A 23,195-nucleotide genomic window follows, 5' to 3' on the forward strand; every position below is an offset into this window, starting at 1 on the left:
CCATGCGCGCATCGACTCTTCTCCCGATTCTCCGCGGCCTGGCTGCGTGTGCCCTTCTCGCGACGGCGGGGACCGTCTCGGCGAAAGAGGTGCCGATCGGTCCGCACGTGACCAAGAACGGCCTCGAAGTCGCTGCCGTGTACCTCCAGCCGATCGAGATGGACCCGCCCGGCATGATGCGCGACGCCGCGCAGTCGGACCTGCATCTCGAGACGGATATCCGGGCCGCCAAGGATAACCGGAACGGTTTTGCGGAAGGGGATTGGGTGCCCGCCCTCGAGATCCGCTTCGAGGCGGTGAAGCTCGACGGCGACAAGCCCACGGACCAGAAGGTCTCGGGCGAGCTGATGCCGATGGTCGCCAATGACGGCCCGCATTACGGCGACAACGTCAAGCTGTTCGGTCCCGGCCGCTACCGACTCAAGGTCACGGTCGCGCCCCCCGGCAAAAACAGCCATTTCGGCCGCCACGTCGACAAGGAGACCGGGGTCGGCCCGTGGTTCGAGCCCTTCGACGTGACCCAGGACTTCACCTTCGCCGGAGTCGGCAAGAAGGGCGCCTACTGAACCGCAGGAACAGCCGTGTCACGCTCGTCGCGCCCTTTTCGTCTTGCCGCCGCCGCCCTCCTCGCAGCCTCCTGGGGGGCAGCGTCCGCGCGCGCGGACGACATGCCGGTGATCAAGGTCGAGATGCGGGACGGCGTGATCCTGCCGGCGACCATCGAGGTGCCGGCCAACACGCGGTTCAAGCTGGAAATCTCGAATACCGGCCAGTCGCCGGTGGAGTTCGAGAGCACGGAACTCAAGCGCGAGAAGGCGCTGGCCGGGGGTTCCACCTCGGCGATCGTGTTCCGGACCCTCGATCCCGGCACCTACCAGGTGTTCGACGATTTCCATCCCGAGGCGAAGGCCACCCTGGTGGCCAAATGAGCGCATCCTGACGGTGGCGGCCCCAGCCCTCCTCGCCGACGCGCCTTCGCGCCGGGACCTGATCGACGAGCGGCTCGCCCGCTTCGGCGACTGGCTGCGGCTGCATGGCTGGATGATCCGCGCCGTGCAGTGGGTGATCGTCGGGGTCTACGGCGTGCTGGTGATCGTGCCGGCGCTGCTGCCGCTGCCCGACAACACCGCCCATATCTGGACCAACCTGACGCTCGCCGCGCAATTCGCGTTCTGGGGCATCTGGTGGCCGTTCGTGCTCCTGAGCATGGTGCTGGTCGGCCGGGCCTGGTGCGGGGTCCTCTGCCCCGAGGGGGCGCTCAGCGAGTTCGCCAGCCGGTGGAGCCGGGGCTATGCCGTGCCGCGCTGGATCACCTGGCAGGGTTGGCCGTTCCTGGCGTTTGCCGGCACCACCGTCTACGGGCAGTTGACCAGCGTCTACGGCTATCCGAAGCCGGTACTCGCGGTGCTCGGCGGCTCGACGGTCGCGGCGATCATCGTCGGCATGCTCTACGGGCGCAACAAGCGGGTCTGGTGCCGCTATCTCTGCCCGGTCAACGGCGTGTTCGCGGTGCTCTCGAAGCTTGCGCCGATCAGCTTCCAGGTCGACCGTGCCGCCTGGGCCGCCTCGCCCAAGCCCGTGCGGGGCACCGAGGCTTTCAATTGCGCGCCCCTGGTGCCGGTGAAGGCGATGCGCGGCGCCGGCTCCTGCCACATGTGCGGGCGTTGCAGTGGCCATCGCGGCGCCGTGCGCCTCGCCCTGCGCGCGCCCAACCACGAGATCGTCCACGTCGCCGGCCAGGAGCCGAGCCTGGAACAGACCGTGCTGATCCTGTTCGGCATGCTGGCCCTGGCGGTGGGCGCGTTCCAGTGGTCGTCGAGCCCCTGGTTCGTCGAGGCCAAGCAAGGGCTCGCCACTTGGCTGATCGAGCGCGGGATCACCTGGCCGCTGGAAATGTCGGCGCCCTGGTTCATCCTGACGAACTATCCCGACCGCAGCGACGTGATGACCCTGCTCGACGGCGGGTTGCTGCTGGCCTACATCGGCGCCGCGACCGTGATCCTCGGGCTCGCCCTGTCGGGGATCGTGGCGCTGGCGACCCTGGCGCTCGGCGGCTGGTCGCTGCGGCGCTTCCATCACCTCACGCAGACGCTGATCCCGGTGGCGGGCTGCGGCGTCTTCCTGGGCCTCTCGGCGCTGACCGTCACGTTCCTGCGCGGCGACGGCATCGTTATCCCGTATGTGTCGGAGATCCGCGCCGCCATGCTGATCGGCTCCGGCCTATGGAGCGTGTGGCTCGCCTGGCGGGTCGCCGGCCTCGCGGCGGGCGGCCTCCAGCGGGCTGCGGCGACCGCCTGCATCGCATCCGCGGTGACCCTCTCGGTCGCCAACTGGGTGCTCCTGTTCTGGGTCTGGTAGCGCGGTCCGCGTTCAACTGAGGAGAACGCCATGATTGGCGCCTTCATCATCGCCTTCCGCGAAGTCATTGAGGCGGGCCTGATCATCTCGATCGTGCTCGCGGCCACGCGCGGCATCCCGGGCCGGATGCGCTGGGTGCTGCTCGGCGTGGCCGGCGGTCTCGTCGGGGCCGGCCTCGTGGCGCTGTTCGCCGAAACAATCTCCGACGCCTTCGAGGGCAGCGGGCAGGACATCCTGAACGCCGCGGTGCTGATCGTCGCGGTGCTGCTGCTGATCTGGCACAACACCTGGATGAGCAAGCACGGCAAGGAGCTCGCGGGCGAATTGCGGGCGGCCGGCGAGGCGGTGCGCTCGGGCGAGCGCGAGGCGGCCGCGCTCTCGATCGTCGTCGGCGCCGCGATCCTGCGCGAGGGCGCCGAGCTGGTGCTGTTCCTCTACGGCCTCGTGGCCTCGGGCACGTCGGGCGCGGATATCCAGTTCGGCGCCTTCGCGGGCATCGGCGCGGGCATCCTCCTCTCGGCCGTGACCTATTTCGGCCTCGCCTCGATCCCGAGCCGCTACGTGTTCTCGATCACCAGCGCGCTGATCATCTTCCTCGCCGCGGGGCTGGCTTCGCAGGCCGCGCAGTTCCTGGCCAATGCCGGTGTGGTGGATGTGCTCGGCCAGACCCTGTGGAACAGCTCCGGGGTGATCGCGGAAAATTCCTGGCCGGGCCGGGTGCTGCACGCGCTCGTCGGCTACACCGACCGGCCCACCGCCCTGCAAGGGCTGGTCTATGTCGGCACCATCGCCGTGATGGTCGGGTTGATGCAGTGGAGCGCCGCCGACAAGCGCCGGTCGGTGCGCACGGCTTAAGTCAGGGGTTTGCAAAGGGCCGTGCCCTTTGGCGGGTCGTCAGGGCAGAGCCCTGATGATGGACCAGGGCTCTGCCCTGGACCCGCAAAAGGTCTCGACCTTTTGAAACCGCGATTAGGCGCCTGTCGCAACCGGGCGCGCCGTGTCCGCCCCCCATTCCGACCAAGACCCGTCGTAGAGGCCGCGGGCCGGCCGGCCCATGGTCTCCAGCGCCAGGGTGATGATCGCCGCGGTCACGCCGGAACCGCAGGTGGTCACGACCGGTCGGTCGGCATCGATGCCGGCCTCCGCGAACAGCGTCTCCAGTTCCTCCGGGCTCTTCAGGCGGCCGTCGCGCTGGAGGGACGCGTAGTGTAGGTTGTGCGCCCCGGGCATGTGGCCCGGGCGGACGCCGGGCCGCGGCTCCGGCTCCTCGCCGCGGAAGCGGGTGGCCGAGCGGGCATCGACCACCTGGGCCGAGCCGGTCTCCAGGGCCCGGGCGACGTCGTTGGCGTCCGCCACGGCGCCGTGGTCGAGCCGGGCGGTGAAGTGGCGCCGCTCGCGGGGCGCCGGGTCGCCGTCCTCGGTGGGGTAGCCGGCCGCGATCCAGGCGGGCAGGCCACCATCGAGCACCAGCGCGTCCCGCACCCCGAAGGTCTTGAGCATCCACCAGACCCGCGGGGCCGAGAACAGGCCCTGGCCGTCATAGACGACGATCTGCGTGCCGTCGCCGATGCCCAACGCCCGCATCCGCGAGGCGAACACGTCGGAGCGCGGCAGCATGTGCGGCAGGCTCGATTCGGTGTCGCTCATGGCGTCGAGGTCGAAGCGCAAGGCCCCGGGGATATGGGCGGCCTTGAACTCGGCCGCGGCGTCGCGGCCGGCGGCCGGTAGGTACCACGAGGCGTCGAGCACCACGATGTCCGGGGCCTCAAGGCGGTCGTGCAGCCATTCGGGGGTCACGAGGGGCGGGTGGGCCATAATCCGCAATCCGGCTCTGTTCGCGCGAGCCCCTACCAAACCACAGGCCGGCCCCGGTTGCGACCCTGAGACTTCGCGGTCGGGCGGTTTCGTCAGGACCCGAGGCGCGTGGCCGAAGAGCCGCGGATTTGCGGCGAGCTACGCACCCGGCACCGTGGTCCGATGCAGCGAATGCACGCTGGTCTTGTTTTCAATCGTTGTAACCCCAGTTACGACGATACGATGACGCTTACCGTGCCGGCCGTCGAGGCGGGCTCGGGCGGGTCGCCCCGGATGCCGCTCCGCGAGACGCAAGTCCCGGAGACGCGAGACGGGGCCGCCGCTCGATGGACGAGCGTTCAATCCTCCCTCTCTGCCGGGCGCCTCTGCCGACCGCGCAGTCTGCTTATTGAGCCGATCACCGCCATGAATCAACTCGTCCGCATGTCTCAGATCGGCGATGCCGAGGGCGTCCAGGAGCCGTCAGAGGACCTGCGCGTGCCGTTCGCGCAGTCCGGGGCCTTCGTGTGCAAGTACATCATCGGCGAGCCGAACGACCGCGCGGTCTGTTGCGGCGCGCCGGTCTCCGACGGCAAGAGCTGGTGCGCGTTCCACCGCCGCATCGTGTTCGAGCCGACCCGTCCCGGCCGCATCCGCTGAGCCTCACTGCGTCCGCATGATCTGGATGACCGCCGGCGTGATGATGACGACGAACAGCACGGGCAGGAAGAACAGGATCATCGGCACGGTCAGCTTGGGCGGCAGGCTCGCGGCCTTCTTCTCGGCCTCGGTCATGCGCTGGTCGCGGCTCTCCTGGCTCAGCACCCGGAGCGCCTGACCGACCGGCGTGCCGTAGCGCTCGGCCTGGATCAGCGCGGTCGCCACCGCTTTCACCGGTTCCAGCCCGGTCCGGATCGACAGGTTCTCGTAGGCCTGCCGCCGGTCGGGCAGGAACGACATCTCCGCCGTCATCAGGGCGAGTTCCTCGGCCAGCACCACCGAGGAGGCGGCGATCTCCGTGCTGACCTTCCGGAACGCGTGCTCGATCGCCATGCCGGATTCGACGCAGATCAGCGTCAGGTCAAGGGCGTCCGGCCAAGCCCTGCGGATCTCGGCCTGCCGCTTCTTGGCGCCATTGACCAGGAACAGCTCCGGCGCCTTGATGCCTCCATAGGCCGCGCCGATCACCATCCCGATCCGCACCAAGTAGGAGGCGTCGATCGCCTCCAGCACGAACAGGTAGAAGACTGCCGCGATCACCGAGGACACCGGGACGACGAGGCGGAAGAAGAGGAACGTGGTCTCCGCGCCCTGGCCGCGATAGCCCGCCATCATCAGCTTGCGCTTGGCCGTGTCGGTGCCGAGCCAGCGGTTCAGCTGGTACCGGTCGACGATGGATTTCATGTAGGCCTTGGGCGCCACCCGCAGCGCCGCCCGCTCGTTGGGCCGCCGGTCCGCCTGGCGCTCCCGCCGCCGGATCTGTTCGCGCTCGTCGCTGACGAGCTTCATCCGCTTGCCGAGCTTGTCCGTCTCGAAGAAGGGCTGTGCCACCGCGAAAGCGGTCGCGGCCGCCGCGATGGCGGTCAGCAGCATGCCCATGAACCGGGGATCGAACAGCTTCTCCGCGATGGCGTCGATCATGGAAAGAAATCCGAATCCGGTCAGGCTCAGAAGTCGAAGGCAATCATCTTCTTGATGGTGAGGACGCCGAGCGACATCCAGATCGCCGCCCCGACGAGGGCGATCTTGCCGATATCCGTCGTCCAGAGCAGCGAGATGTAGTCCGGGCTGGTCAGCGTGGTGATGCCGGCCACGCCGAAGGGTAGGCACGCGATGATCGAGGCCGAAGCCTTGGCCTCCATGCTCATCGCCTGGACTTTGCCGCGCATCTTGGCCCGGTCGCGCAGCACCACCGAGAGGTTGTTCAGCGCCTCCGACAGGTTGCCGCCCGATTGCTGCTGGATGTTGATCACGATCGCGAAGAAATTCACCTCGGCGGTCGGCACCCGCTCGAACAGGCGCGAGACCGCCTCGCCGAGCGAGAGCCCCAGGGCCTGGGTCTCGACCACCGTCCTGAACTCGGACCGCACCGGTTCCTCGGCCTCGCGCGAGACCATGCGGAAGCAGTCGCCCACCGGGATGCCGGTGCGGATGCCGCGCACCACCACGTCGACGGCGTTGGGCAATTCCTTGTTGAACCGGGCGATGCGCCGGAGCCGCAAGCGGCGCAGCATCCAGGCCGGCAGGCCGAAGCCGCCCGCGAAGGCGGCGCCGGCCGCAGCCACCGGGCTGTCGGTGATCATGAACAGCATCAGGCCGAGGACGGTGCCGCAGATGGCCGACACCGTGTAGTAGGTCCGCGGCGTCCAGCTCAGGCCGGCGCGGGCGAGCTTCAGGTCCAAGGTCGCTTTGTTGGCGTTCTTCGCCTTCGCCTCGATCTCGCTCAGCGTCTTGGCGACCTGCTCGCGCCGGTTGACCGCGACGCCGCGCACCGCCGCCCCGGAGGCCGAGACGCCGATCGATTTCAGGCGCTTGCTCGCCCGCCGCTGGCCGTCGAGCAGCGGCAGCACCGCCACGTAGGCGACGGCCGCCACGGCAATGCCGATCAGGCCGGCGGCGATCGGCAGCTGGGACGAATCCGCCATGGTCACGCCCCGTCGACGACTTCGGCGGCGTCGAGAGCCTCGCCGAGCCGGCGATCCAGGCCGTAATAGCGGGCGCGCTCCCAGAATTTCGGCCGGCCGATGCCGGTCGACCGGTGACGCCCGATCAGCTTGCCGTTCGCGTCCTCGCCGACGATGTCGTAGAGGAACACGTCCTGCGTGGTGATCACGTCGCCCTCCATGCCCAGCACCTCGGTGATGTGGGTGATACGCCGGGAGCCGTCGCGCAGGCGCATGGCCTGGATCACCACGTCGATCGAGCCGCAGATCATCTCGCGCAGGGTCTTGGACGGCAGCGTGAAGCCGCCCATCGAGATCATCGACTCGATGCGCGACAGGCATTCGCGCGGGCTGTTGGCGTGGAGCGTGCCCATCGATCCGTCGTGGCCGGTGTTCATGGCCTGGAGCAGGTCGAACGCCTCGGGTCCGCGGACCTCGCCGACGATGATCCGCTCGGGCCGCATGCGCAGGCAATTCTTGACGAGGTCGCGCATGGTGACCTGGCCCTGGCCCTCCATGTTCGGGGGCCGCGTCTCCAGGCGCACCACGTGCGGCTGCTGGAGTTGCAGCTCGGCCGCGTCCTCGCAGGTGATGACCCGCTCGTCGTGCTCGATGAAGGCGGTCAGGCAGTTCAGCAGCGTGGTCTTGCCCGAGCCGGTGCCGCCCGAGATGACGACGTTGCAGCGCGACTGGCCGATGATCTTCAGGACCTCGGCGCCCTCCGGGGAGATCGCCCCGAAGCGCACCAGCTGCTCCAGGGTGAGCTTGTCCTTCTTGAACTTGCGGATCGTGAGCGCCGGCCCGTCGATCGCCAGCGGCGGCGCGATGACGTTGACGCGGGAGCCGTCCGGCAGGCGCGCGTCACAGATCGGCGAGGCGTCGTCCACGCGCCGCCCGACTTGGCTGACGATGCGCTGGCAGATGTTCATCAGCTGCTGGTTGTCGCGGAACCGGACATTGGTCAGCTGGATCTTACCGCTGACCTCGATGAAGGTCCGGTTGGCGCCGTTGACCATGATGTCGGCGATGTCGTCGCGGGCGAGCAGCGGCTCCAGCGGGCCGTAGCCGAGCACGTCGTTGCAGATGTCGTCGAGCAGCTCCTCCTGCTCGGCGATCGACAGGACGATGTTCTTGAGCCCGATGATCTCCGTGACGATGTCGCGGATCTCCTCCCGGGCGGTCTCGGCGTCGAGGCGCGAGAGCTGCGTGAGGTCGATCGCCTCGATCAGGGCGCCGAAGATCAGGCTCTTGGTGCGGTAATAATCCTCGGAGCGCAGGTTCTCGACCACCACCGGGGCGGCCGGGGGCGGTGGCGCCGGCTTGGGCGCCGGGGCGGCGTCGCGCAGCACCGGGGCGGCCGGTGCCGCGGCCCGCATCTGCGGGACCGGTGCGGGCGCCGTCGGGGCGGCTCCTCCGGATTGTCGCCTACCGAACATGGGTCAGATCCATGGCGCTCGCGTCAGGCATCGTCCCGGCGAAGATCTTGCGCATCACGAAGCCTTGCGGCCGGCGAGCTTGGCGAGCAGCGGCTCCAGCAGGCTCGACCGGCTGCGCCGGGTCTCTGGCCGCCCGAGGGTGACCGCGGCGAGGTCGTTGAACAGCTCCGCCACCTTCGAGCCGGCCTGGATCTCGGCGATCATCTGGCCGTTGTTGGCGGCCGTGCCGAACAGGGTCGGCTCGAACGGGATCGTGGCGGCGATCGGCGCGTCCAGGGCCTTGGCGAACTCGGCGGCGCCGATCTCCGGCCGTTTGGCCATGCCGACGCCGTTGAGCAGGATCCGGGGCGGCTGGTCGTTCGGGCGGCCGTGCTTGAGCGCCCCGAGCAGGTTCTTGGCGTTGCGCAGGCAGGCGAGGTCGGGACCGGCGACGATCAGGATCTCGTCGGCCGCGGTGAGCACGCGCTTCGACCACGCACTCCACTGGTGCGGGATGTCGAGGACCACGCAGGGCACGCTCGCCCGCAGGTGCTCGATCAGGGCATCGAAGGCGGGCTCCGACAGGTCGATGGTCCGGTCGAGGCTCGCCGGCGCCGAGAGCAGGCTGAGATTGTCGCTGCACTTCGACAGCAGCCGCTCGACCAAGGCCGAATCCAGGCGCTCGGGGGCGAACACCGCCTCGGCGATGCCCTGGGGCGGATCCTGGTTGAAGTTGAGCGAGGCGGTGCCGAAGGCGATGTCGAGATCGGCGATCACCGTCTGGACGCCCTGGTTCCGGGCGATCGACCAGGCGAAGTTATGCGCCACCGTCGAGGCGCCGATGCCGCCCTTGACCCCGTAGACCGCCACGGTGCGGCCCACCGGCTTGACGCCCGGCGCCGTGAACAGGTCGGAGATCGCCGCGATCAGGGCCAGCGGCTCCACCGGCGCCATGAGATAGTCGGACACGCCGCGCTGGATCAGCTGGCGGTACAGGGTCACGTCGTTGACGTGGCCGATCACCAGGACGCGGGTGCCCTCGTCGCAGACCTCGGCCAGGGCATCCAGGCATTCCACCGGCTTCGAGCGCACGCCCTGCGTCTCGATGACGATGACGTTGGGGGTTGGCGCGTGGCGGTAGGCCTCGATCGCCGCGGCGCCGCCACCCATCCGGACCTTGACCTGCGCCTTCTGCATGCGCCGATCGAGGGACGCGCCCTCGATCATCGCGGCGGTCTCGCCGGTCTCGCAGAAAGCCTGGATCGTGATCCGGGGCACCGGGGCGATCGTACGCTCGGATGTCTCGGACAGGTCCGCCATGACGGCACTTTCGGGTTCGTGGTCGAGTCGCGGCTTCGGTGACGGCGGGGGAGGTTGCACCGTCCGTCCTAGTTGCTGACCTGGGACTTGACGGCGTTCGTCCCATCTTGCCGCCATGTGGTTGACGGATCCTTGCCGTCCCGCAACTGGCCGATGTCTCGGACGCGCTTGACCGTGTCGATCCGGCCCTCGGGCCGGCCGCGCACCAGGTCGATCGGATCGGCCACCTGGGCGGCCACGGTCGCCTGGGTGGCGCAGCCGAGATTCCAGCCCGGACGGTTGCTGTAGTCGGAGGCGAAGTTCGAGGTGCCGAGGTCCTGGGGCCAGAGCCCGCACTGGTCGGCGACCTTGGCCTGCATGCGCTGGAAGCTCAGCCGGATCGGCGCGGCGAGGCCCGGCGCTGCGACCGGGTAGGGCGATTGGGCGATCTCGCGGGCGCCGACGCCGTCCTCGGTGCCGCGCCGGAGCAGGGCCGAGGCCGTGCGGGCGACGGCGTCGGCCTGGGCCGGCGGCAGGCCTTGGGGCACCTCCATCAGGATGCCGCCGCGGCCGTAGCGGCGGTATTCCAGCATGAAGGCGTCGATGTCGGCGGCCTGGCGCGGGTCGAGATGGCCCGGGCCGGTGGCGAACACGTCGAGGCTTCGGGTGCGGTCGGCCAGCACGATCGGGTGCCGCGCACGGTAATCCGACAGGTCGATCCCCCCGGTGGTGGCGGGTTCGCTCTTGCAGCCGGCGGCCAGCAGGCCGAGGGCGCAGGCGGCCGCGAGTCGGGACGAGGCGGGCAGGCGACGTCGGGTCATGGATCCGAGGGTCATGGGTCCGAGGGTCATGGATCCGATCCTGGGCGCTATTCGACGATGAAGCCGACGCGGCCGCGATAGGTCCGCCCGAGCGGGGCGGCGCCGACCTTGCCGTAGAGCTGGTTGATCTGCCCAAGCAGCACCGCTTGCCCGTCGGTGGCGTCGACGAAGTTGTCGTCCGGCCGGGTGACCTGCTTGGGCTCCATCGCCCGGGCGATGTAGGGGGTGCACATGATCATCAGCTCGGTCTCCATGCGCTGGTAGTCCCGTGACCGGAACAGAGCGCCGAGGATCGGCAGGTTGACCAGGCCGGGCAGGCCGGTGATCGCCTGACGGTTGACCTGCTGGATGAGGCCAGCGGTCATCATCACGCCGCCCGAGGGTAACTCGACGGTGGTCTCCGACTTACGCACGCGCGTTCCGGGAATAGCCGTCGTTACGCCGTCGTTCGTATAATTGAAGCTCGTTTGCGGATCAATTTCTGTCACATCGGTGGCGACACGAATAGAAATCCGGTTGTCGGCCAGGACGACTGGCGTAAAACTTAGAGCGACGCCGTACGGTTTGAAGGTAATTCCAGGCGCAGAACAAATTCCGCCCACACAACTGGATGCGGCTGATGGGACTGGGAACTCACCACCAGCCAGGAACTTGGCTGCTTCACCGGAGATCGCCGTCAGCGTCGGCTCGGCAAGCACGCGCGAAACACCGGCCTGCTCGAAGGCCTTCAGCGTTGCCTGCAACGAGAAGCCGGCGCCTTGGGCAGACAATGCGATCTGATTGCTGCCGGCGATATTGCCATTGATCGGGAACGGTAGTGCGTTGCTCAGTGCTGGCGAAGTCGCCGAGCCGAGCGGATTCAGCGCCGACCAGTTGCCGGTCATGTTGATCCCGAACTGCTTCAGCACGTTGCGGGACACCTCGACCACGGTGACACGGAGCATCACCTGATCCTTGTTGCGGATCGTGAGGTTGTTGATCACCGCGCCCCGCGCGCCGGCCGCGACGCCGCCGCTCGGCGCGCTGGTGGCGGCCGCGCCGCCGCCCAGGCCGACGAAGGCGTTGGCGATGTCGATCGCCTGCTGGGCATCCGAGGACGAATTCACCGAGCCCGAGAGCAGCACCGAGGCGCCCGACGAGCGCACGTCGAAGCGGCCGCCCGGGATGCTCTGGCCGAGCAATTCGCGCAGCGTCCCGAGGTTGAGGTCCCGGGCCACGGTCACGTCGAGGGCGGCGATCTGGCGGCCCTCGGCATCCATGATGAAGATCGAGGTGGCTCCGTCGGCCATGCCGATCACGAACACCTTCCGGGTCGAGCGGACGACGGCGTTGGCCACCGCCGGGTTGGCGACGAACACCTCCTTGGCGTCCCGGGGCAGGTCGACGATCACCGAACGGCCGGCGGTCAATTCGACCCGACGGGACGAGGCGGCCTCCGCCGAGCCCACCGTGAGCACCGGGGCAGGGCCGAGGGTCGGGCGCTCCTGCGCCAGGAGCGGCCCGGCCTGCACCAGGGCGAGCAGCGCCAGCGCGCGCGCCGGGCGAATGAAAGTCTGCAGAGCAAGCATGGGGATCACGGCGTCTGCTGCCGCGCGACGCCGAAGCGCACGACGGTCAATCCGGGTTCGGGCGTCTGCGCCATCGCGGCATCGATCGGCTGGCCCTCGACCGGTCGCCCCGCATCCGCGAGGCTGCGCAGCGACAGCGACAGGGAGCCGACCTTCTGGGCGAGGGTCAGGGTCTCCGCCTGGGCGGGGGTGACGGCGAGCGTCGCGGTCTCGCCGGTGACGACGTTGGTGCCGTTCTTCTCCTGGATCAGCTGACCGATCGCGAGGACGCGGATGTCGGTCAGGATGGTCTGGGAGAGCTGCACCTCGCTGTTATTGGCCCGCGAATTGGCGTCATCACGAAACGTGCGGATCACGTCGACGCGGTCGTTCGGCAGGATGAAGCCGCCGGCCGAGTTGGTGCCGCGACTATCGGTGACGATGGCGACCGCGCGCATCCCGGAGGGCAGGATCGCGGCCATGAAGCCGCTCTCGGGCCGGACCAGCTTCTGCGCCCGGATCGGCTCGCCCGCGAGGAAGCCCGAGCGCACGGAGGCGCCGACCGTCTCGTCCAGCGCCTTCGCGTTGTCCTTGCGGCTGATATAGCCCGCCGTCATGGCGCCGTCCGGCCAGGGCTGCCAGCGCAGGTCCGCGGCCCGCAAGACTTGGCCCATCGGCATGTCGGCGGCGGCCACCAGCACCTCCGTCATGGGAGGCGGCGGCAGCTCGGCCTTCGGGGGCGGGGGAGGCGGAGGCGGGTCGCCGCCGCTCATCAGGAACGCCGCCCCGCTGCCCGCTGCGAGAGCGATGCCGAGGACGGCGAGACGGGCTGGATTCATCGCATCGCCACGCGCCGGAGACGGCCGAATTGCCGTCCATCCCCAGACCCTGCGCGGCCATTCGTGTAATTATGGTTAAGGTATTATAACTGCGCCGGATGGATACGGTCCGGAAACGGGGCGGTTGAGCGCGCGCTGCCGCAGTGCATTGCGGTTTGGCGTCAGCGCGCGCCTCCCTTCGAGGACAGAGATCTGTTCCGGATCGCAAAACGATCGGGAACAGGTTTCGCCCGCCCGTCACAACCGGCGCGATTTCTCAATTTCGGCTCAATCCTGGCCGTGGCGCTGCTTCCGCGCCTGCAATATTCTGCTCCCGAACCCGCGTCAGAATCGGGTGCCCGGATCATCCGGGCTCAATAGGTCGGGGAGTGACATGATCAGACGATTTGGCGGTGCGGTGCTGGCCACCGCCCTGGCGGGTACGGTCCTGGGCTCGGGCGCGGCCGCGGCCCAAGGTGCCGGGTCCGGCGCCTTCTCCGGCAACGCCGTGCGCCTCGGCGTGCTCAACGACCAGTCCGGCCTCTATGCCGAGTTCGGAGGCCAGGGTTCCATCGAGGCCGCTCGGATGGCGGTGGAGGATATGGGCGGCAAGATCGACGGGGTGCCGATCGAGATCCTGTCCGCCGACCACCAGAACAAGCCCGACATCGCCTCCGCCATCGCCCGGCAATGGTACGACCGCGACGGCGTCGACGCGATCATGGAGCTCACCACCTCCTCCGTGGCTTTGGCGGTCCAGGGCCTGTCCAAGGAGAAGAAGAAGATCACGATCACCACCGGGGCGGCCTCCAGCGACCTCACCGGCAAGGCCTGCACGCCCTACGGCTACCACTGGGCCTACGACACCCGCGCGCTCGCGGTCGGCACCGGCGGCGCGCTGACCCGGGCCGGGGGCGACACGTGGTTCTTCCTCACCGCCGATTACGCCTTCGGCTCGGCGCTGGAGGCCGATACCAGCCGCGTGGTGCTCGCCAACAACGGCAAGGTGCTGGGCAGCGTCCGCCACCCGCTCTCGAACCAGGACTTCTCCTCGTTCCTGCTCCAGGCGCAGGGCTCGAAGGCCAAGGTGATCGGGCTCGCCAATGCCGGCCTCGACACCTCCAACTCGATCAAGCAGGCCGCCGAATACGGCATCGTCGAGGGCGGCCAGAAGCTCGCGGCCCTGCTGTTCACCCTCTCTGAGGTGCACGGGCTCGGCCTCAAGGTGGCGCAGGGCCTGACGCTGACCGAGGGCTGGTACTGGGATTCCAACGACGAGACCCGGGCCTTTGGGGCTCGGTACATGAAGCGCACCGGCCGGATGCCGAACATGATCCAGGCGGGCACCTACTCGGCTGTCCTGTCCTACCTGAAGGCCGTGAAGGCGGCGGGCACGGACGAGACCGAAGCGGTCAACGCCAAGCTCAAGGCGCTCCCGGTGGACGACGTGTTCGCCCATGGCGGCATCGTCCAGCCGAACGGCCGCATGGTGCACGACATGTACCTGTTCGAGGTCAAGAAGCCGGCCGAATCGAAGGGCGAGTGGGACCTGTACCGGCAGCTCGCGACCATCCCGGGCAAGGAAGCCTACGCCTCGCCGGCCGAGAGCGGCTGCCCGCTGACGGCGAAGTAAGAAGCGCTCTCACGCGGTAAGGATTATGGGCCTAACCGAGTTTGGGCTGTAATCGCTTCTGCAGAGCTCGACGCGCTCCCTCTCCCGTGCGGGAGAGGGTTGGGGTGAGGGGACAGGTCCTTCCGGAGATGTCGCATCCCTCACCCTGTCCCTCTCCCGCACGGGAGAGGGGACCCGCGCCTTTCGCGGGCCGCGGCTTGGCACTTGGTAAAAACGGAAATTCGCGTGAACCCGTAGCCTTGCGCCGGGATAGGGCGTCGCCGGTTAGGCCGCCCACACCCGCCGATACAGCGCCTGGATCTCGTCCGCACTTGGCTCGATCGGGTTGTTGGCCGGGGAGCCGGACGCCAGGGCTTGTGCGGCCATGGTCGGGAGCAGCGCCTCCCAGCGGGCCGGGTCGATCCCGTATTCCCGGGGGCCGGGCACGTCGAGGTCGTCGTTGAGGGCTTCGAGCTCCGCCACCAGGGCTGTGACGGCGGCCCGGTCGTCGCCATCGACGCCGGGGATGCCCATGGCCCGGGCGCAGGCCGCGTAGCGCCCCACCGCCGCGGGGGCCGAGAAGGCGGTGACCACCGGCAGCAGCATCGCGTTCGAGAGCCCGTGCGCCACGTGGAAATGCGCGCCGATCGGCCGGCTCATGCCGTGGACCAGGGCCACCGACGCGTTCGAGAAGGCGATGCCGGCCTGGGTCGCCCCGAGCATCATCGCCTCGCGCGCTGCCCGGTCGCTGGGATCGGTCCAGACCCGGCGCAGGTTCGGGGCGATCAGGTGCATCGCCTGGAGGGCGAGCCCATCCGAGAACAGGTTGGATTTGCGCGAGACATAGGCCTCGATGGCGTGGGTCAGCGCGTCGATGCCGGTATCGGCGGTGAGCCGCTTCGGCTTGGTCAGGGTCAGCTCGTAATCGACCAGCGCCGCCACCGGCAGGTAGGCCAGGCCGATGCAGAGCATCTTCTCATCCGAGGTCTCGTCGGTGACGATGGTGAAGCGGGTCGCCTCCGAGCCGGTGCCGGCGGTGGTGGGGATCGCCACGATCGGCAGGCCCGGCTCGTCCTGCTGGCGGGGGGCCTTGTAGTCGCGCATGTGACCGCCGTGGCGGGCCAGCACGGCCACCGCCTTGGCGGTGTCCATGGGGCTGCCGCCGCCGAAGCCGACCACGCAGTCGAAATCGCCGGCCTGGAGCGCGGCGAGCGCCGCCTCCACGGACGCCACGGTCGGGTCCGGCACGGTCTCGGAGAAGATTGTTCCGCGGGCGCCCGCGCTGTTGAGCCGTTCGAGCAGCGTCTCGGTGCGGCCGCTGCTGACCAGGTACGGGTCGGTCACCACGAAGGGGCGCGACAGGCCGAGCTGGCCCAGGATCTCCGGCAGCAGCCGCGAGGCGCCGGCGCCGATGCGCATCAGCCGGGGCAGGGCGATCGAGGCGACCATCTGTTTGATCCTTCACCCAATGCCCATCCGGGCCAGCGGAAACCCCGATCTTAAGACTTGGGTTGCCGCCGCGAAACCGCCGCCGCTTACACCGCCGGCCCGGCGAACAGCGCGCCGGCCGCCTCGACCTCCCCGGCGATGAACCCCGCCACCGCCCGGATATGGGCCGCCTTCCGGTGATCCTCGTGGATATGCATGTGGAACGAGCGCGTCAGCGACACGGCGCCCGGTAGGACCGGCACCAGACCGGGATGGGCCGCCGCGATGAAGGCCGGCAGGATGCACAGGCCGGCGCCGTTCAGCGTCGCGTGGACCTGGGCCAGCAGGTTGGTCGAGCGCAGCCGCGCGGAGACGGCGGGCTCCAGGGCGCCGAGATAGTTCAGCTCGCGCGCGAACAGCATGTCCTCGATATAGCCGACGAAGGGAAGCGCCGTGAGGTCCGAGACGGCCGTGATCGGCGGTGCGGCGGCCAGGTAGGCCTCGGCCCCGTAGACGAACAGCCGGTAATCGGTGAGCCGGCGCGCCACCACCCGGGCCTGCTGCGGGGTCGACAGGCCGATGACGATGTCGGCCTCGCGCTTCGACAGGCTGAAGATCCGGGCAGTGGCCATGATCTCGACCTCCAGCCCCGGATGGCGCTCGGTCAGCCGGTGCATCCGGGAGGCCAGAAACACGCTGCCGAACCCGTCCGGGGCGCCGATCCGCACCGTGCCGGAGACGGATTGCGCGCCGGCCTGCGCGGCGGCGCTCGCCGACAGGAACGCGCTCTCCATGGCCTCGGCCACGGTCATCAGGTTGGCGCCGTCCTCGGTGAGCGCGTAGCCGAGGTTGCTGCGGTGGAACAGGCGGGCGCCGAGCCCCTCTTCCAGGGCACGGATCCGCCGCCCGACCGTGGTGTGCTCGGTGCCGGTGCGCGCTGCGGCGGCGCTCAGGGTGCCGGTGCGGGCCACCGCCAGGAAGAAGCGCAGATCGTCCCAGTTGCGCCCCGACCGGCTCATGACCGCAAACCCGCTGTGCATCGATGCACGACGGCTGTAAGCGCATCCGGCTTTATCGTTCAAGCGATCCTGTTAGGCTGCGCCAAACCAAATCGAAAAACGACAACAGGGAGGCGCTCATGCGCACGATCGGACACTTCATCGGCGGCCGTCTTGTCGGCGGCGAGAGCGGGCGATTCGCCGACGTGTTCCACCCCTCGACCGGCGAGGTCCAGGCGAAGGTCGCGCTGGTCAGCAAAGCCGAGATGCGCGCCGCGGTGGAGAACGCCGCGGCGGCCCAGCCGGCCTGGGCGGCCACCAACCCGCAGAAGCGCGCCCGGGTGATGATGCGCTTCCTCGAACTCATCCGCGGCGAGACCGACGCCCTGGCCGAGCTGCTCGCCTCCGAGCACGGCAAGACGGTGCCGGACGCCAAGGGCGACATCCAGCGCGGTGTCGAGGTGGTGGAGTTCGCCTGCGGCATCCCGCATCTGCTCAAGGGCGAGTACACCGAGGGCGCCGGCCCCGGCATCGACGTCTATTCCCTGCGCCAGCCGCTCGGCGTGGTCGCCGGCATCACGCCGTTCAACTTCCCGGCCATGATCCCGCTGTGGAAATGCGCCCCGGCCATCGCCTGCGGCAACGCCTTCATCCTGAAGCCGTCCGAGCGCGACCCGAGCGTGCCGCTGCGCATCGCCGAAATCTTCCTGGAGGCCGGGCTGCCGCCGGGCATCCTCAACGTCGTCAACGGCGACAAGGAAGCGGTCGACGCGATCCTGGACGACGAGGATATCCGCGCGGTCGGCTTCGTCGGCTCCTCGCAGATCGCCGAGTACATCTACGTGCGCTCCGCCCAGACGGGAAAGCGCGCCCAGTGCTTCGGGGGCGCCAAGAACCACATGATCATCATGCCGGACGCCGATATGGGCCAGGCGGTGGATGCGCTGATCGGCGCCGGCTACGGCTCGGCCGGCGAGCGCTGCATGGCGATCTCGGTGGCGGTGCCAGTGGGCGAGGCCACCGCCGACCGGCTGATGGAGAAGCTGATCCCCCGGGTCGAGTCCCTCAAGATCGGCCCGTCCCACGACGCATCGGCCGATTACGGACCGCTGGTCACGGCGGAAGCGGTCCGGAAGGTCGCCGGCTACATCGACCAGGGCGTCGCCGAGGGCGCGCATCTGGCCGTCGACGGCCGCGGCTTCAAGCTCCAGGGCTACGAGAACGGCTTCTACATGGGCGGCTCGCTGTTCGACCGCGTGACCCCCGACATGACCATCTACAAGGAAGAGATTTTCGGCCCCGTCCTCTCGGTGGTGCGGGCGCAGAACTACGAAGAGGCCCTGGCGCTGCCCTCGACCCACCAATACGGCAACGGCGTCGCGATCTTCACCCAGGACGGCGACGCAGCCCGCGACTTCACCGCCCGGGTGAATGTCGGCATGGTCGGCGTCAACGTGCCGATCCCGGTGCCGATCGCCTACCACACCTTCGGCGGCTGGAAGCGCTCCGGCTTCGGCGACCTGAACCAGCACGGGCCGGACTCGATCCGCTTCTACACCAAGACCAAGACGGTGACGCAGCGCTGGCCGAGCGGCATCAAGAGCGGGGCGGATTTCTCCATCCCGACGATGCGGTAGGTCGCCGTCGCCCTTGGCGGCTCTGACGCGCGTCCGATGCGCGACGCGCTCTCCTCCCCCTTGCGGGGAGGAGTTGGAGGTGGGGGTGGTGCAGAAGGCACCGCCGAGTCACATCCGGCACCACCCCCACCCCTGACCCCTCCCCGCAAGGGGGAGGGGAGAGCGTGGTGGTTCAGAGGCTTGGTGCCGGACCCCGCCGGGTGGTCCTCTCCCCGCACACGGGGCAGGGGCCGTGTTCTGAACTATTGGAGTGACGCCCATGAGTTTCGGGCTCGATGAGGATCGGACCGCGATCCGCGAGATGGCGCTCGGCTTCGCGGCCGAGCATATCGCGCCGCACGCCCTCGACTGGGATCGGGACAAGACCTTCCCGGTCGAGACCCTGCGGGCCGCCGCGGCGCTCGGCATGGCCGGCATCTACGTGCGTGAGGATGTCGGCGGCTCGGGCCTGTCGCGGCTCGACGCCGCCCTGATCTTCGAGGCGCTGAGCACCGGCTGCCCGACCGTGGCGGCGTTCCTGTCGATCCACAACATGTGCGCCTGGATGATCGATGCCTACGGCGACGCGGACCAGCGCCAGCGCTGGATCCCGGCCCTGATGGGCATGGAGACGATCGCCAGCTACTGCCTGACCGAGCCGGGCTCGGGCTCCGACGCGGCCGCACTCCGCACCCGCGCCGAGCGGGATGGCGACCATTACGTCCTCACCGGCGAGAAGCAGTTCATCTCCGGCGCCGGTGTCAGCGACCTCTACGTCTGCATGGTCCGCACCGGCGAGGCCGGGCCGAAGGGCATCTCGGCGATCGTGGTCGAGAAGGGAACGCCCGGCCTCTCCTTCGGCGCGGAAGAGCGCAAGATGGGCTGGAACGCGCAGCCGACCCGGGCCGTGCGGTTCGACGGCTGCCGGGTGCCGGTGGTGAACCGCCTGGGCGAGGAGGGCCAGGGCTTCCGCATCGCCATGAGCGGCCTCGACGGCGGCCGGCTCAACATCGCCGCCTGCGCGCTGGGGGGCGCCCAGTCGGCCCTCGACAAGACGCTCGCCTATATGGGCGACCGGCGCGCCTTCGGGGCCCGGCTCTCCGACTTCCAGGCGCTGCAGTTCCGGCTGGCCGACATGGCGACGTCTCTGGAGGTGTCGCGCACCTTCCTGCGCCACGCTGCCGCTGCGCTCGACGCCAAGGACCCCGCCGCCACGCAGCTCTGTGCCATGGCCAAGCGCCACGTCACCGACGCCGCCTTCGAGGTCGCCAACCAGGCCCTGCAGCTGCACGGCGGCTACGGCTATCTCGCCGAGTACGGGATCGAGAAGATCGTCCGCGACCTGCGCGTGCACCAGATCCTCGAAGGCACCAACGAGATCATGCGGGTGATCATCGCCCGCGCGCTGACCGGGGGACGCTGATGTCCGATGTGATCGTCGAGCGCGTCGGCGCCCTGGGGCGCCTGCGCCTCGACCGGCCTAAGGCCCTGAACGCCCTGACCCACGGCATGGTCCGGGAGATCGACGCGGCCCTGAACCAGTTCTCCGCCGATCCCGGCCTCGCCGCGGTGCTGCTCACCGGCGAGGGCGAGCGTGGCCTCTGCGCCGGTGGCGACCTGCGCGGCCTGTACGACAATTCCGGCACCGCCTTCGCGGAAGCCTTCTGGCGGGACGAGTACCGGCTGGATTCCCGGATCGCGGCTTACGAAAAACCGTTCGTGGCGGTGATGGACGGGATCACCATGGGCGGTGGCGTCGGCCTCGCCGGGCATGCCGCTCACCGGGTCGTCACCGAGCGCTCCCGCGTCGCCATGCCGGAGACCGGCATCGGCTACCTGCCGGATGTCGGCGGCACCTGGCTGCTGCCTCGGGCGCCCGGCCAGGTCGGTACCTATCTCGGCCTAACCGGCGAGCCGGTCGGGGCCGCCGACGCGATTTTTTGCGGGCTCGCCGACGTGATGGTGCCGTCGCAGGCGCTGCCGGACCTGATCGACGCGCTCTCGGCGCTGCCCCCGGATGCCGGCGATTCAGGCGTGCGGGACGCGATCGGACGGCTGGCGCGCGATCCCGGGGAGCCGCCCCTGGCGCGGCATCGCGAGACCATCGATCGCTGCTTCGCCTTCGACATGGTCGACGAGATCCTGTCCGCCCTGGAGACGGACGGGTCCGACTTCGCGGCGGCGACCCGGAAGACCCTGCTGACGAAATCGCCGTCGAGCCTGGTCCTGACGCTCTGCATGCTGCGCCTCGGCCGGCGCTCCCCCAACCTTGAAGCCTGCCTGGAGCGCGAGTTCCACGCCTCGCTAGCGCTGCTGGAGGAGGGCGATTTCCGCGAGGGCATCCGGGCCGCGGTGATCGACAAGGACAAGAGCCCGCGCTGGAACCCGCCGAGCCTCGACGCGGTCGACCCGGCCCGGATCGCCCGCTGGCTGGAGCCACGGGCGGAGCCGGTTTTTTCGCAAGGCCGCACGGGGCCGGTGTGATGTGAGACCGCCTCTCCCACCACTCACCTCATCCTGAGGTGCCCGGCGCATAGGATCGCTGGGCCTCGAAGGAGCCCTCCAGTCGGCGCGCGATCCCTGGAGCCCTCCTTCGAGGCGGCTTCGCCCCACCTCAGGATGAGGGGATGGTTGGGACGGGCACGAACAAGCGAATGGGAGGGGTATGATGGCACAGACCATCGGGTTCATCGGTCTCGGCAACATGGGCGGCCCCATGGCGGCCAACCTCGTGAAGGCGGGGCACACCGTGCGCGGGTTTGACCTGGCGCCCGCCTCCCTGGAGGCGGCCCGGGAAGCGGGCGTCGCGGTGGCGGGCTCGGCCCTGGAGGCGGCCGAGGGGGCGGAGGTGGTGGTCACCATGCTGCCCGCCGGCCGGCACGTGGTCGAGGTCTGGACCCAGCTCGCTGATGCGCTGCCCGCCGGCACCCTGCTGATCGATTCCTCGACGGTGGATGTCGAGAGTTCGCGCAAGGCCCACGGGCTGGCCGAGGCGCGGGGCTGCCTGTCGGTCGACGCGCCGGTCTCCGGCGGGACCGGCGGCGCCAAGGCCGGGACGCTGACCTTCATGGCCGGCGGCACCGAGGCCGCCTTCGGACGCGCCGAGCCCTTGCTGAAGGCCATGGGCAAGAACGTGTTCCATTGCGGCGCGGCCGGCGCCGGGCAGGCGGCCAAGATCTGCAACAACATGATCCTCGGGATCTCGATGATCGGCGTCAGCGAGGCCTTCGCGCTGGGCGAAAAACTCGGTCTGTCGCACCAGGCGCTCTACGACGTCGCTTCGGTCTCCTCCGGCCAGTGCTGGTCGCTCACCACCTACTGCCCGGTGCCGGGCCCGGTGCCGACCTCGCCGGCCAATGCCGGCTACAAGCCGGGTTTCGCCGCCGCCCTGATGCTCAAGGACCTCCGGCTGGCGCAGGCCGCCGCTCTCGCCTCGGGGGCTGCGACGCCGCTGGGCGCCGAGGCCGCGCAGATCTACGGGCTGTTCGAGGGCCTCGGCCACGGGGGAGAGGACTTTTCCGCGATCATCCGTATGCTTCGCGGTCCAGGGAGTGAGTCGTGATGGACGCCTACGAGACGATCCTGACGGAGACGCGCGGGCGCGTCCTGCTGATCACCCTCAACCGCCCGAAGGCGCTCAACGCCATCAACGCGCAGCTCACCCGGGAGGTGATCCTGGCGACGACCGAGGCGGATGCCGATCCGGGCATCGGCTGCATCGTCATCACCGGCTCGGCCAAGGCCTTCGCGGCCGGGGCCGACATCAAGGAGATGCAGCACGCGACCTACGCGGAGATGTACGCCGGCGACCGTTTCGCCGATTGGGAGCGGTTCACGGGGGTGCGCACGCCGATCATCGCCGCGGTGGCCGGCTACGCGCTCGGCGGCGGCTGCGAGCTCGCCATGATGTGCGACTTCATCCTGGCGGCCGACACGGCGCAGTTCGGCCAGCCCGAGATCAAGCTCGGCGTCATGCCGGGGATCGGCGGCAGCCAGCGGCTCACCCGCTTCGTCGGCAAGTCGAAGGCCATGGAGATGTGCCTGACCGGCCGGATGATGGATTCCGCCGAGGCCGAGCGTGCCGGCCTGGTCTCGCGCGTGATCCCGGCGGATCAGCTCCTCGACGAGGCGCTGAAGGCGGCCGAGACCATCGCATCCATGTCGCTGCCGATCGCCATGATGACCAAGGAGGCGGTCAACCGCTCCTACGAGACCACGCTGACCGAGGGCGTGCGCTTCGAGCGCCGGGTCTTCCACGCGATGTTCGCCACGAAGGACCAGAAGGAAGGCATGGCCGCCTTCGTGGAGAAGCGGCCGGCCCGGTTCGAGAATACGTGAGCGGGGATATGGGCGATGGACGTCCTGGACCGCGATAGCGAAGCCCGCTTCGAGATGGCCTTCCCGCGCGCGATCGTGGCCGAGAAGGCGCGCGGGCGGGAGGAGACCATCAACGAGTCTCTCGTGAAGCTGCTGGCCTTCGACGTGGCCCCGGAGACGCGGGCGGTCTGGCGCAAGGAATTGCTCCGCCACGTCCGGTTCCTGGCGGCTTTGCGGGTCAAGCCCGGCGCGAGCCTGGTCCCGGTCCGGGACTGGTGGACCTGGCTCTATGCCGACCCATTCGAGAACAACGAGACCGGCTACACCGCCGGCCTGATCGGGCTCAACGCCGACGACTTTCCCCGCAACAGCCGCGCGGTGGAGGCGATCGCCGACGAGATCCGCCATTTCCACGCCGGCATGGTGCAGCGCCTCGCGCACGGTGAGGCCGGCGAGGACCTGATTCCCGCCTGAGGGCGGGATGGGCCGGATCTGCCGGCCGAACAAGA

Annotated in this window: 22 protein-coding genes; 12 read left to right on the plus strand and 10 right to left on the minus strand. The window is 69.3% G+C overall.

All coding sequences use genetic code 11. From position 1 onward, the window contains the following. Nucleotides 1-2 precede the first annotated feature (2 nt). From BM228_RS00365 to BM228_RS00380, 4 genes are all read left to right on the plus strand, one after another. A complete protein-coding gene (locus BM228_RS00365; RefSeq protein WP_425284879.1) occupies nucleotides 3-566 on the plus strand; it encodes an iron transporter in 564 nt (187 codons plus the stop codon). Nucleotides 567-581: 15 nt separating this feature from the next. Further along, on the plus strand, nucleotides 582-929 hold the full coding sequence (locus tag BM228_RS00370; protein ID WP_092036122.1) for a cupredoxin domain-containing protein: 348 nt from the start codon (nucleotides 582-584) through the stop codon (nucleotides 927-929). A 112-nt stretch (nucleotides 930-1,041) separates the two neighbouring features. After that, nucleotides 1,042-2,358: a 4Fe-4S binding protein gene (locus tag BM228_RS00375; protein WP_425284887.1), complete on the plus strand. Its 1,317-nt coding sequence runs from the start codon at nucleotides 1,042-1,044 to the stop codon at nucleotides 2,356-2,358. 30 nt (nucleotides 2,359-2,388) lie between these two features. Beyond that, nucleotides 2,389-3,213 (plus strand): FTR1 family iron permease, encoded by an 825-nt coding sequence (locus tag BM228_RS00380; protein WP_092036126.1) that lies wholly within the window; start codon nucleotides 2,389-2,391, stop codon nucleotides 3,211-3,213. A 114-nt stretch (nucleotides 3,214-3,327) separates the two neighbouring features. Here the strand turns inward: BM228_RS00380 and sseA are convergent, their stop codons facing one another. Next, nucleotides 3,328-4,173 (minus strand): 3-mercaptopyruvate sulfurtransferase, encoded by an 846-nt coding sequence (sseA, locus tag BM228_RS00385; protein ID WP_092036127.1) that lies wholly within the window; start codon nucleotides 4,171-4,173, stop codon nucleotides 3,328-3,330. 405 nt (nucleotides 4,174-4,578) lie between these two features. Between sseA and BM228_RS00390 the strand changes: the two genes are divergently transcribed. Then, a complete protein-coding gene (locus tag BM228_RS00390; protein WP_092036129.1) occupies nucleotides 4,579-4,812 on the plus strand; it encodes a GcrA family cell cycle regulator in 234 nt (77 codons plus the stop codon). Nucleotides 4,813-4,815: 3 nt separating this feature from the next. Here the strand turns inward: BM228_RS00390 and BM228_RS00395 are convergent, their stop codons facing one another. The 7 genes from BM228_RS00395 to cpaB all read right to left on the minus strand — a co-directional run bounded on the left by BM228_RS00395 (nucleotide 4,816) and on the right by cpaB (nucleotide 12,736). Further along, entirely contained in the window at nucleotides 4,816-5,793 is a 978-nt protein-coding gene (locus BM228_RS00395; RefSeq protein WP_092036132.1) for a type II secretion system F family protein, read from the minus strand. 26 nt (nucleotides 5,794-5,819) lie between these two features. Next, nucleotides 5,820-6,797, minus strand: a complete 978-nt coding sequence (locus tag BM228_RS00400; protein ID WP_092036133.1) for a type II secretion system F family protein — start codon at nucleotides 6,795-6,797, stop codon at nucleotides 5,820-5,822. Nucleotides 6,798-6,799: 2 nt separating this feature from the next. Beyond that, nucleotides 6,800-8,251, minus strand: coding sequence for a TadA family conjugal transfer-associated ATPase (locus BM228_RS00405; protein ID WP_092036135.1), 1,452 nt, complete (start codon nucleotides 8,249-8,251; stop codon nucleotides 6,800-6,802). 54 nt (nucleotides 8,252-8,305) lie between these two features. After that, complete coding sequence (locus BM228_RS00410) at nucleotides 8,306-9,550, minus strand: CpaE/TadZ family protein (RefSeq protein ID WP_092036136.1); 1,245 nt, start codon at nucleotides 9,548-9,550, stop codon at nucleotides 8,306-8,308. Between the two features lie 68 nt (nucleotides 9,551-9,618). After that, complete coding sequence (locus BM228_RS00415; RefSeq protein ID WP_092036698.1) at nucleotides 9,619-10,350, minus strand: CpaD family pilus assembly protein; 732 nt, start codon at nucleotides 10,348-10,350, stop codon at nucleotides 9,619-9,621. A gap of 47 nt (nucleotides 10,351-10,397) precedes the next feature. Next, nucleotides 10,398-11,918, minus strand: a complete 1,521-nt coding sequence (locus tag BM228_RS00420; RefSeq protein WP_092036138.1) for a type II and III secretion system protein family protein — start codon at nucleotides 11,916-11,918, stop codon at nucleotides 10,398-10,400. Between the two features lie 5 nt (nucleotides 11,919-11,923). After that, on the minus strand, nucleotides 11,924-12,736 hold the full coding sequence (gene cpaB / locus BM228_RS00425) for a Flp pilus assembly protein CpaB (RefSeq protein WP_092036139.1): 813 nt from the start codon (nucleotides 12,734-12,736) through the stop codon (nucleotides 11,924-11,926). Between the two features lie 373 nt (nucleotides 12,737-13,109). Between cpaB and BM228_RS00430 the strand changes: the two genes are divergently transcribed. After that, nucleotides 13,110-14,348 carry an ABC transporter substrate-binding protein gene (locus BM228_RS00430; RefSeq protein ID WP_092036141.1) on the plus strand — a complete coding sequence of 413 codons (1,239 nt, stop codon included), beginning with the start codon at nucleotides 13,110-13,112 and terminating at the stop codon, nucleotides 14,346-14,348. 264 nt (nucleotides 14,349-14,612) lie between these two features. Here BM228_RS00430 and BM228_RS00440 read toward each other — a convergent pair whose 3' ends face one another. Both BM228_RS00440 and BM228_RS00445 read right to left on the minus strand, forming a co-directional pair. Next, complete coding sequence (locus tag BM228_RS00440) at nucleotides 14,613-15,776, minus strand: iron-containing alcohol dehydrogenase (protein ID WP_092036145.1); 1,164 nt, start codon at nucleotides 15,774-15,776, stop codon at nucleotides 14,613-14,615. An 86-nt stretch (nucleotides 15,777-15,862) separates the two neighbouring features. Then, nucleotides 15,863-16,774 (minus strand): LysR family transcriptional regulator, encoded by a 912-nt coding sequence (locus tag BM228_RS00445; protein ID WP_244536974.1) that lies wholly within the window; start codon nucleotides 16,772-16,774, stop codon nucleotides 15,863-15,865. A gap of 119 nt (nucleotides 16,775-16,893) precedes the next feature. Between BM228_RS00445 and BM228_RS00450 the strand changes: the two genes are divergently transcribed. From BM228_RS00450 to BM228_RS00480, 6 genes are all read left to right on the plus strand, one after another. Then, nucleotides 16,894-18,390 carry a CoA-acylating methylmalonate-semialdehyde dehydrogenase gene (locus BM228_RS00450; protein WP_092036149.1) on the plus strand — a complete coding sequence of 499 codons (1,497 nt, stop codon included), beginning with the start codon at nucleotides 16,894-16,896 and terminating at the stop codon, nucleotides 18,388-18,390. 259 nt (nucleotides 18,391-18,649) lie between these two features. Continuing rightward, on the plus strand, nucleotides 18,650-19,792 hold the full coding sequence (locus tag BM228_RS00460; RefSeq protein WP_092036153.1) for an isobutyryl-CoA dehydrogenase: 1,143 nt from the start codon (nucleotides 18,650-18,652) through the stop codon (nucleotides 19,790-19,792). Further along, complete coding sequence (locus BM228_RS00465) at nucleotides 19,792-20,853, plus strand: enoyl-CoA hydratase/isomerase family protein (RefSeq protein WP_092036155.1); 1,062 nt, start codon at nucleotides 19,792-19,794, stop codon at nucleotides 20,851-20,853. Before BM228_RS00460 ends, BM228_RS00465 begins: the two co-directional genes overlap by 1 nt. Before the next feature lie 184 nt (nucleotides 20,854-21,037). Then, nucleotides 21,038-21,931, plus strand: a complete 894-nt coding sequence (gene mmsB, locus BM228_RS00470) for a 3-hydroxyisobutyrate dehydrogenase (RefSeq protein ID WP_092036700.1) — start codon at nucleotides 21,038-21,040, stop codon at nucleotides 21,929-21,931. Further along, entirely contained in the window at nucleotides 21,931-22,707 is a 777-nt protein-coding gene (locus BM228_RS00475; protein ID WP_092036157.1) for an enoyl-CoA hydratase, read from the plus strand. Before mmsB ends, BM228_RS00475 begins: the two co-directional genes overlap by 1 nt. 15 nt (nucleotides 22,708-22,722) lie before the next feature. Next, nucleotides 22,723-23,160, plus strand: coding sequence for a hypothetical protein (locus tag BM228_RS00480; protein ID WP_092036159.1), 438 nt, complete (start codon nucleotides 22,723-22,725; stop codon nucleotides 23,158-23,160). Nucleotides 23,161-23,195 lie beyond the last annotated feature (35 nt).

The sequence above is a fragment of the Methylobacterium pseudosasicola genome, from assembly GCF_900114535.1.
Lineage (GTDB): Bacteria > Pseudomonadota > Alphaproteobacteria > Rhizobiales > Beijerinckiaceae > Methylobacterium > Methylobacterium pseudosasicola.

Bases quoted from the DNA above. Each gene is read 5' to 3' on its own strand.
- BM228_RS00365 (WP_425284879.1), top strand. From the start codon at position 3: ATGCGCGCATCGACTCTTCTCCCGATTCTCCGCGGCCTGGCTGCGTGT.
- BM228_RS00375 (WP_425284887.1), top strand. From the start codon at position 1,042: ATGATCCGCGCCGTGCAGTGGGTGATCGTCGGGGTCTACGGCGTGCTG.
- BM228_RS00380 (WP_092036126.1), top strand. From the start codon at position 2,389: ATGATTGGCGCCTTCATCATCGCCTTCCGCGAAGTCATTGAGGCGGGC.
- sseA (WP_092036127.1), bottom strand. From the start codon at position 4,173: ATGGCCCACCCGCCCCTCGTGACCCCCGAATGGCTGCACGACCGCCTT.
- BM228_RS00390 (WP_092036129.1), top strand. From the start codon at position 4,579: ATGAATCAACTCGTCCGCATGTCTCAGATCGGCGATGCCGAGGGCGTC.
- BM228_RS00395 (WP_092036132.1), bottom strand. From the start codon at position 5,793: ATGATCGACGCCATCGCGGAGAAGCTGTTCGATCCCCGGTTCATGGGC.
- BM228_RS00400 (WP_092036133.1), bottom strand. From the start codon at position 6,797: ATGGCGGATTCGTCCCAGCTGCCGATCGCCGCCGGCCTGATCGGCATT.
- BM228_RS00405 (WP_092036135.1), bottom strand. From the start codon at position 8,251: ATGTTCGGTAGGCGACAATCCGGAGGAGCCGCCCCGACGGCGCCCGCA.
- BM228_RS00410 (WP_092036136.1), bottom strand. From the start codon at position 9,550: ATGGCGGACCTGTCCGAGACATCCGAGCGTACGATCGCCCCGGTGCCC.
- BM228_RS00415 (WP_092036698.1), bottom strand. From the start codon at position 10,350: ATGACCCGACGTCGCCTGCCCGCCTCGTCCCGACTCGCGGCCGCCTGC.
- BM228_RS00420 (WP_092036138.1), bottom strand. From the start codon at position 11,918: ATGCTTGCTCTGCAGACTTTCATTCGCCCGGCGCGCGCGCTGGCGCTG.
- cpaB (WP_092036139.1), bottom strand. From the start codon at position 12,736: ATGAATCCAGCCCGTCTCGCCGTCCTCGGCATCGCTCTCGCAGCGGGC.
- BM228_RS00430 (WP_092036141.1), top strand. From the start codon at position 13,110: ATGATCAGACGATTTGGCGGTGCGGTGCTGGCCACCGCCCTGGCGGGT.
- BM228_RS00440 (WP_092036145.1), bottom strand. From the start codon at position 15,776: ATGGTCGCCTCGATCGCCCTGCCCCGGCTGATGCGCATCGGCGCCGGC.
- BM228_RS00445 (WP_244536974.1), bottom strand. From the start codon at position 16,774: ATGAGCCGGTCGGGGCGCAACTGGGACGATCTGCGCTTCTTCCTGGCG.
- BM228_RS00450 (WP_092036149.1), top strand. From the start codon at position 16,894: ATGCGCACGATCGGACACTTCATCGGCGGCCGTCTTGTCGGCGGCGAG.
- BM228_RS00460 (WP_092036153.1), top strand. From the start codon at position 18,650: ATGAGTTTCGGGCTCGATGAGGATCGGACCGCGATCCGCGAGATGGCG.
- BM228_RS00465 (WP_092036155.1), top strand. From the start codon at position 19,792: ATGTCCGATGTGATCGTCGAGCGCGTCGGCGCCCTGGGGCGCCTGCGC.
- mmsB (WP_092036700.1), top strand. From the start codon at position 21,038: ATGGCACAGACCATCGGGTTCATCGGTCTCGGCAACATGGGCGGCCCC.
- BM228_RS00475 (WP_092036157.1), top strand. From the start codon at position 21,931: ATGGACGCCTACGAGACGATCCTGACGGAGACGCGCGGGCGCGTCCTG.
- BM228_RS00480 (WP_092036159.1), top strand. From the start codon at position 22,723: ATGGACGTCCTGGACCGCGATAGCGAAGCCCGCTTCGAGATGGCCTTC.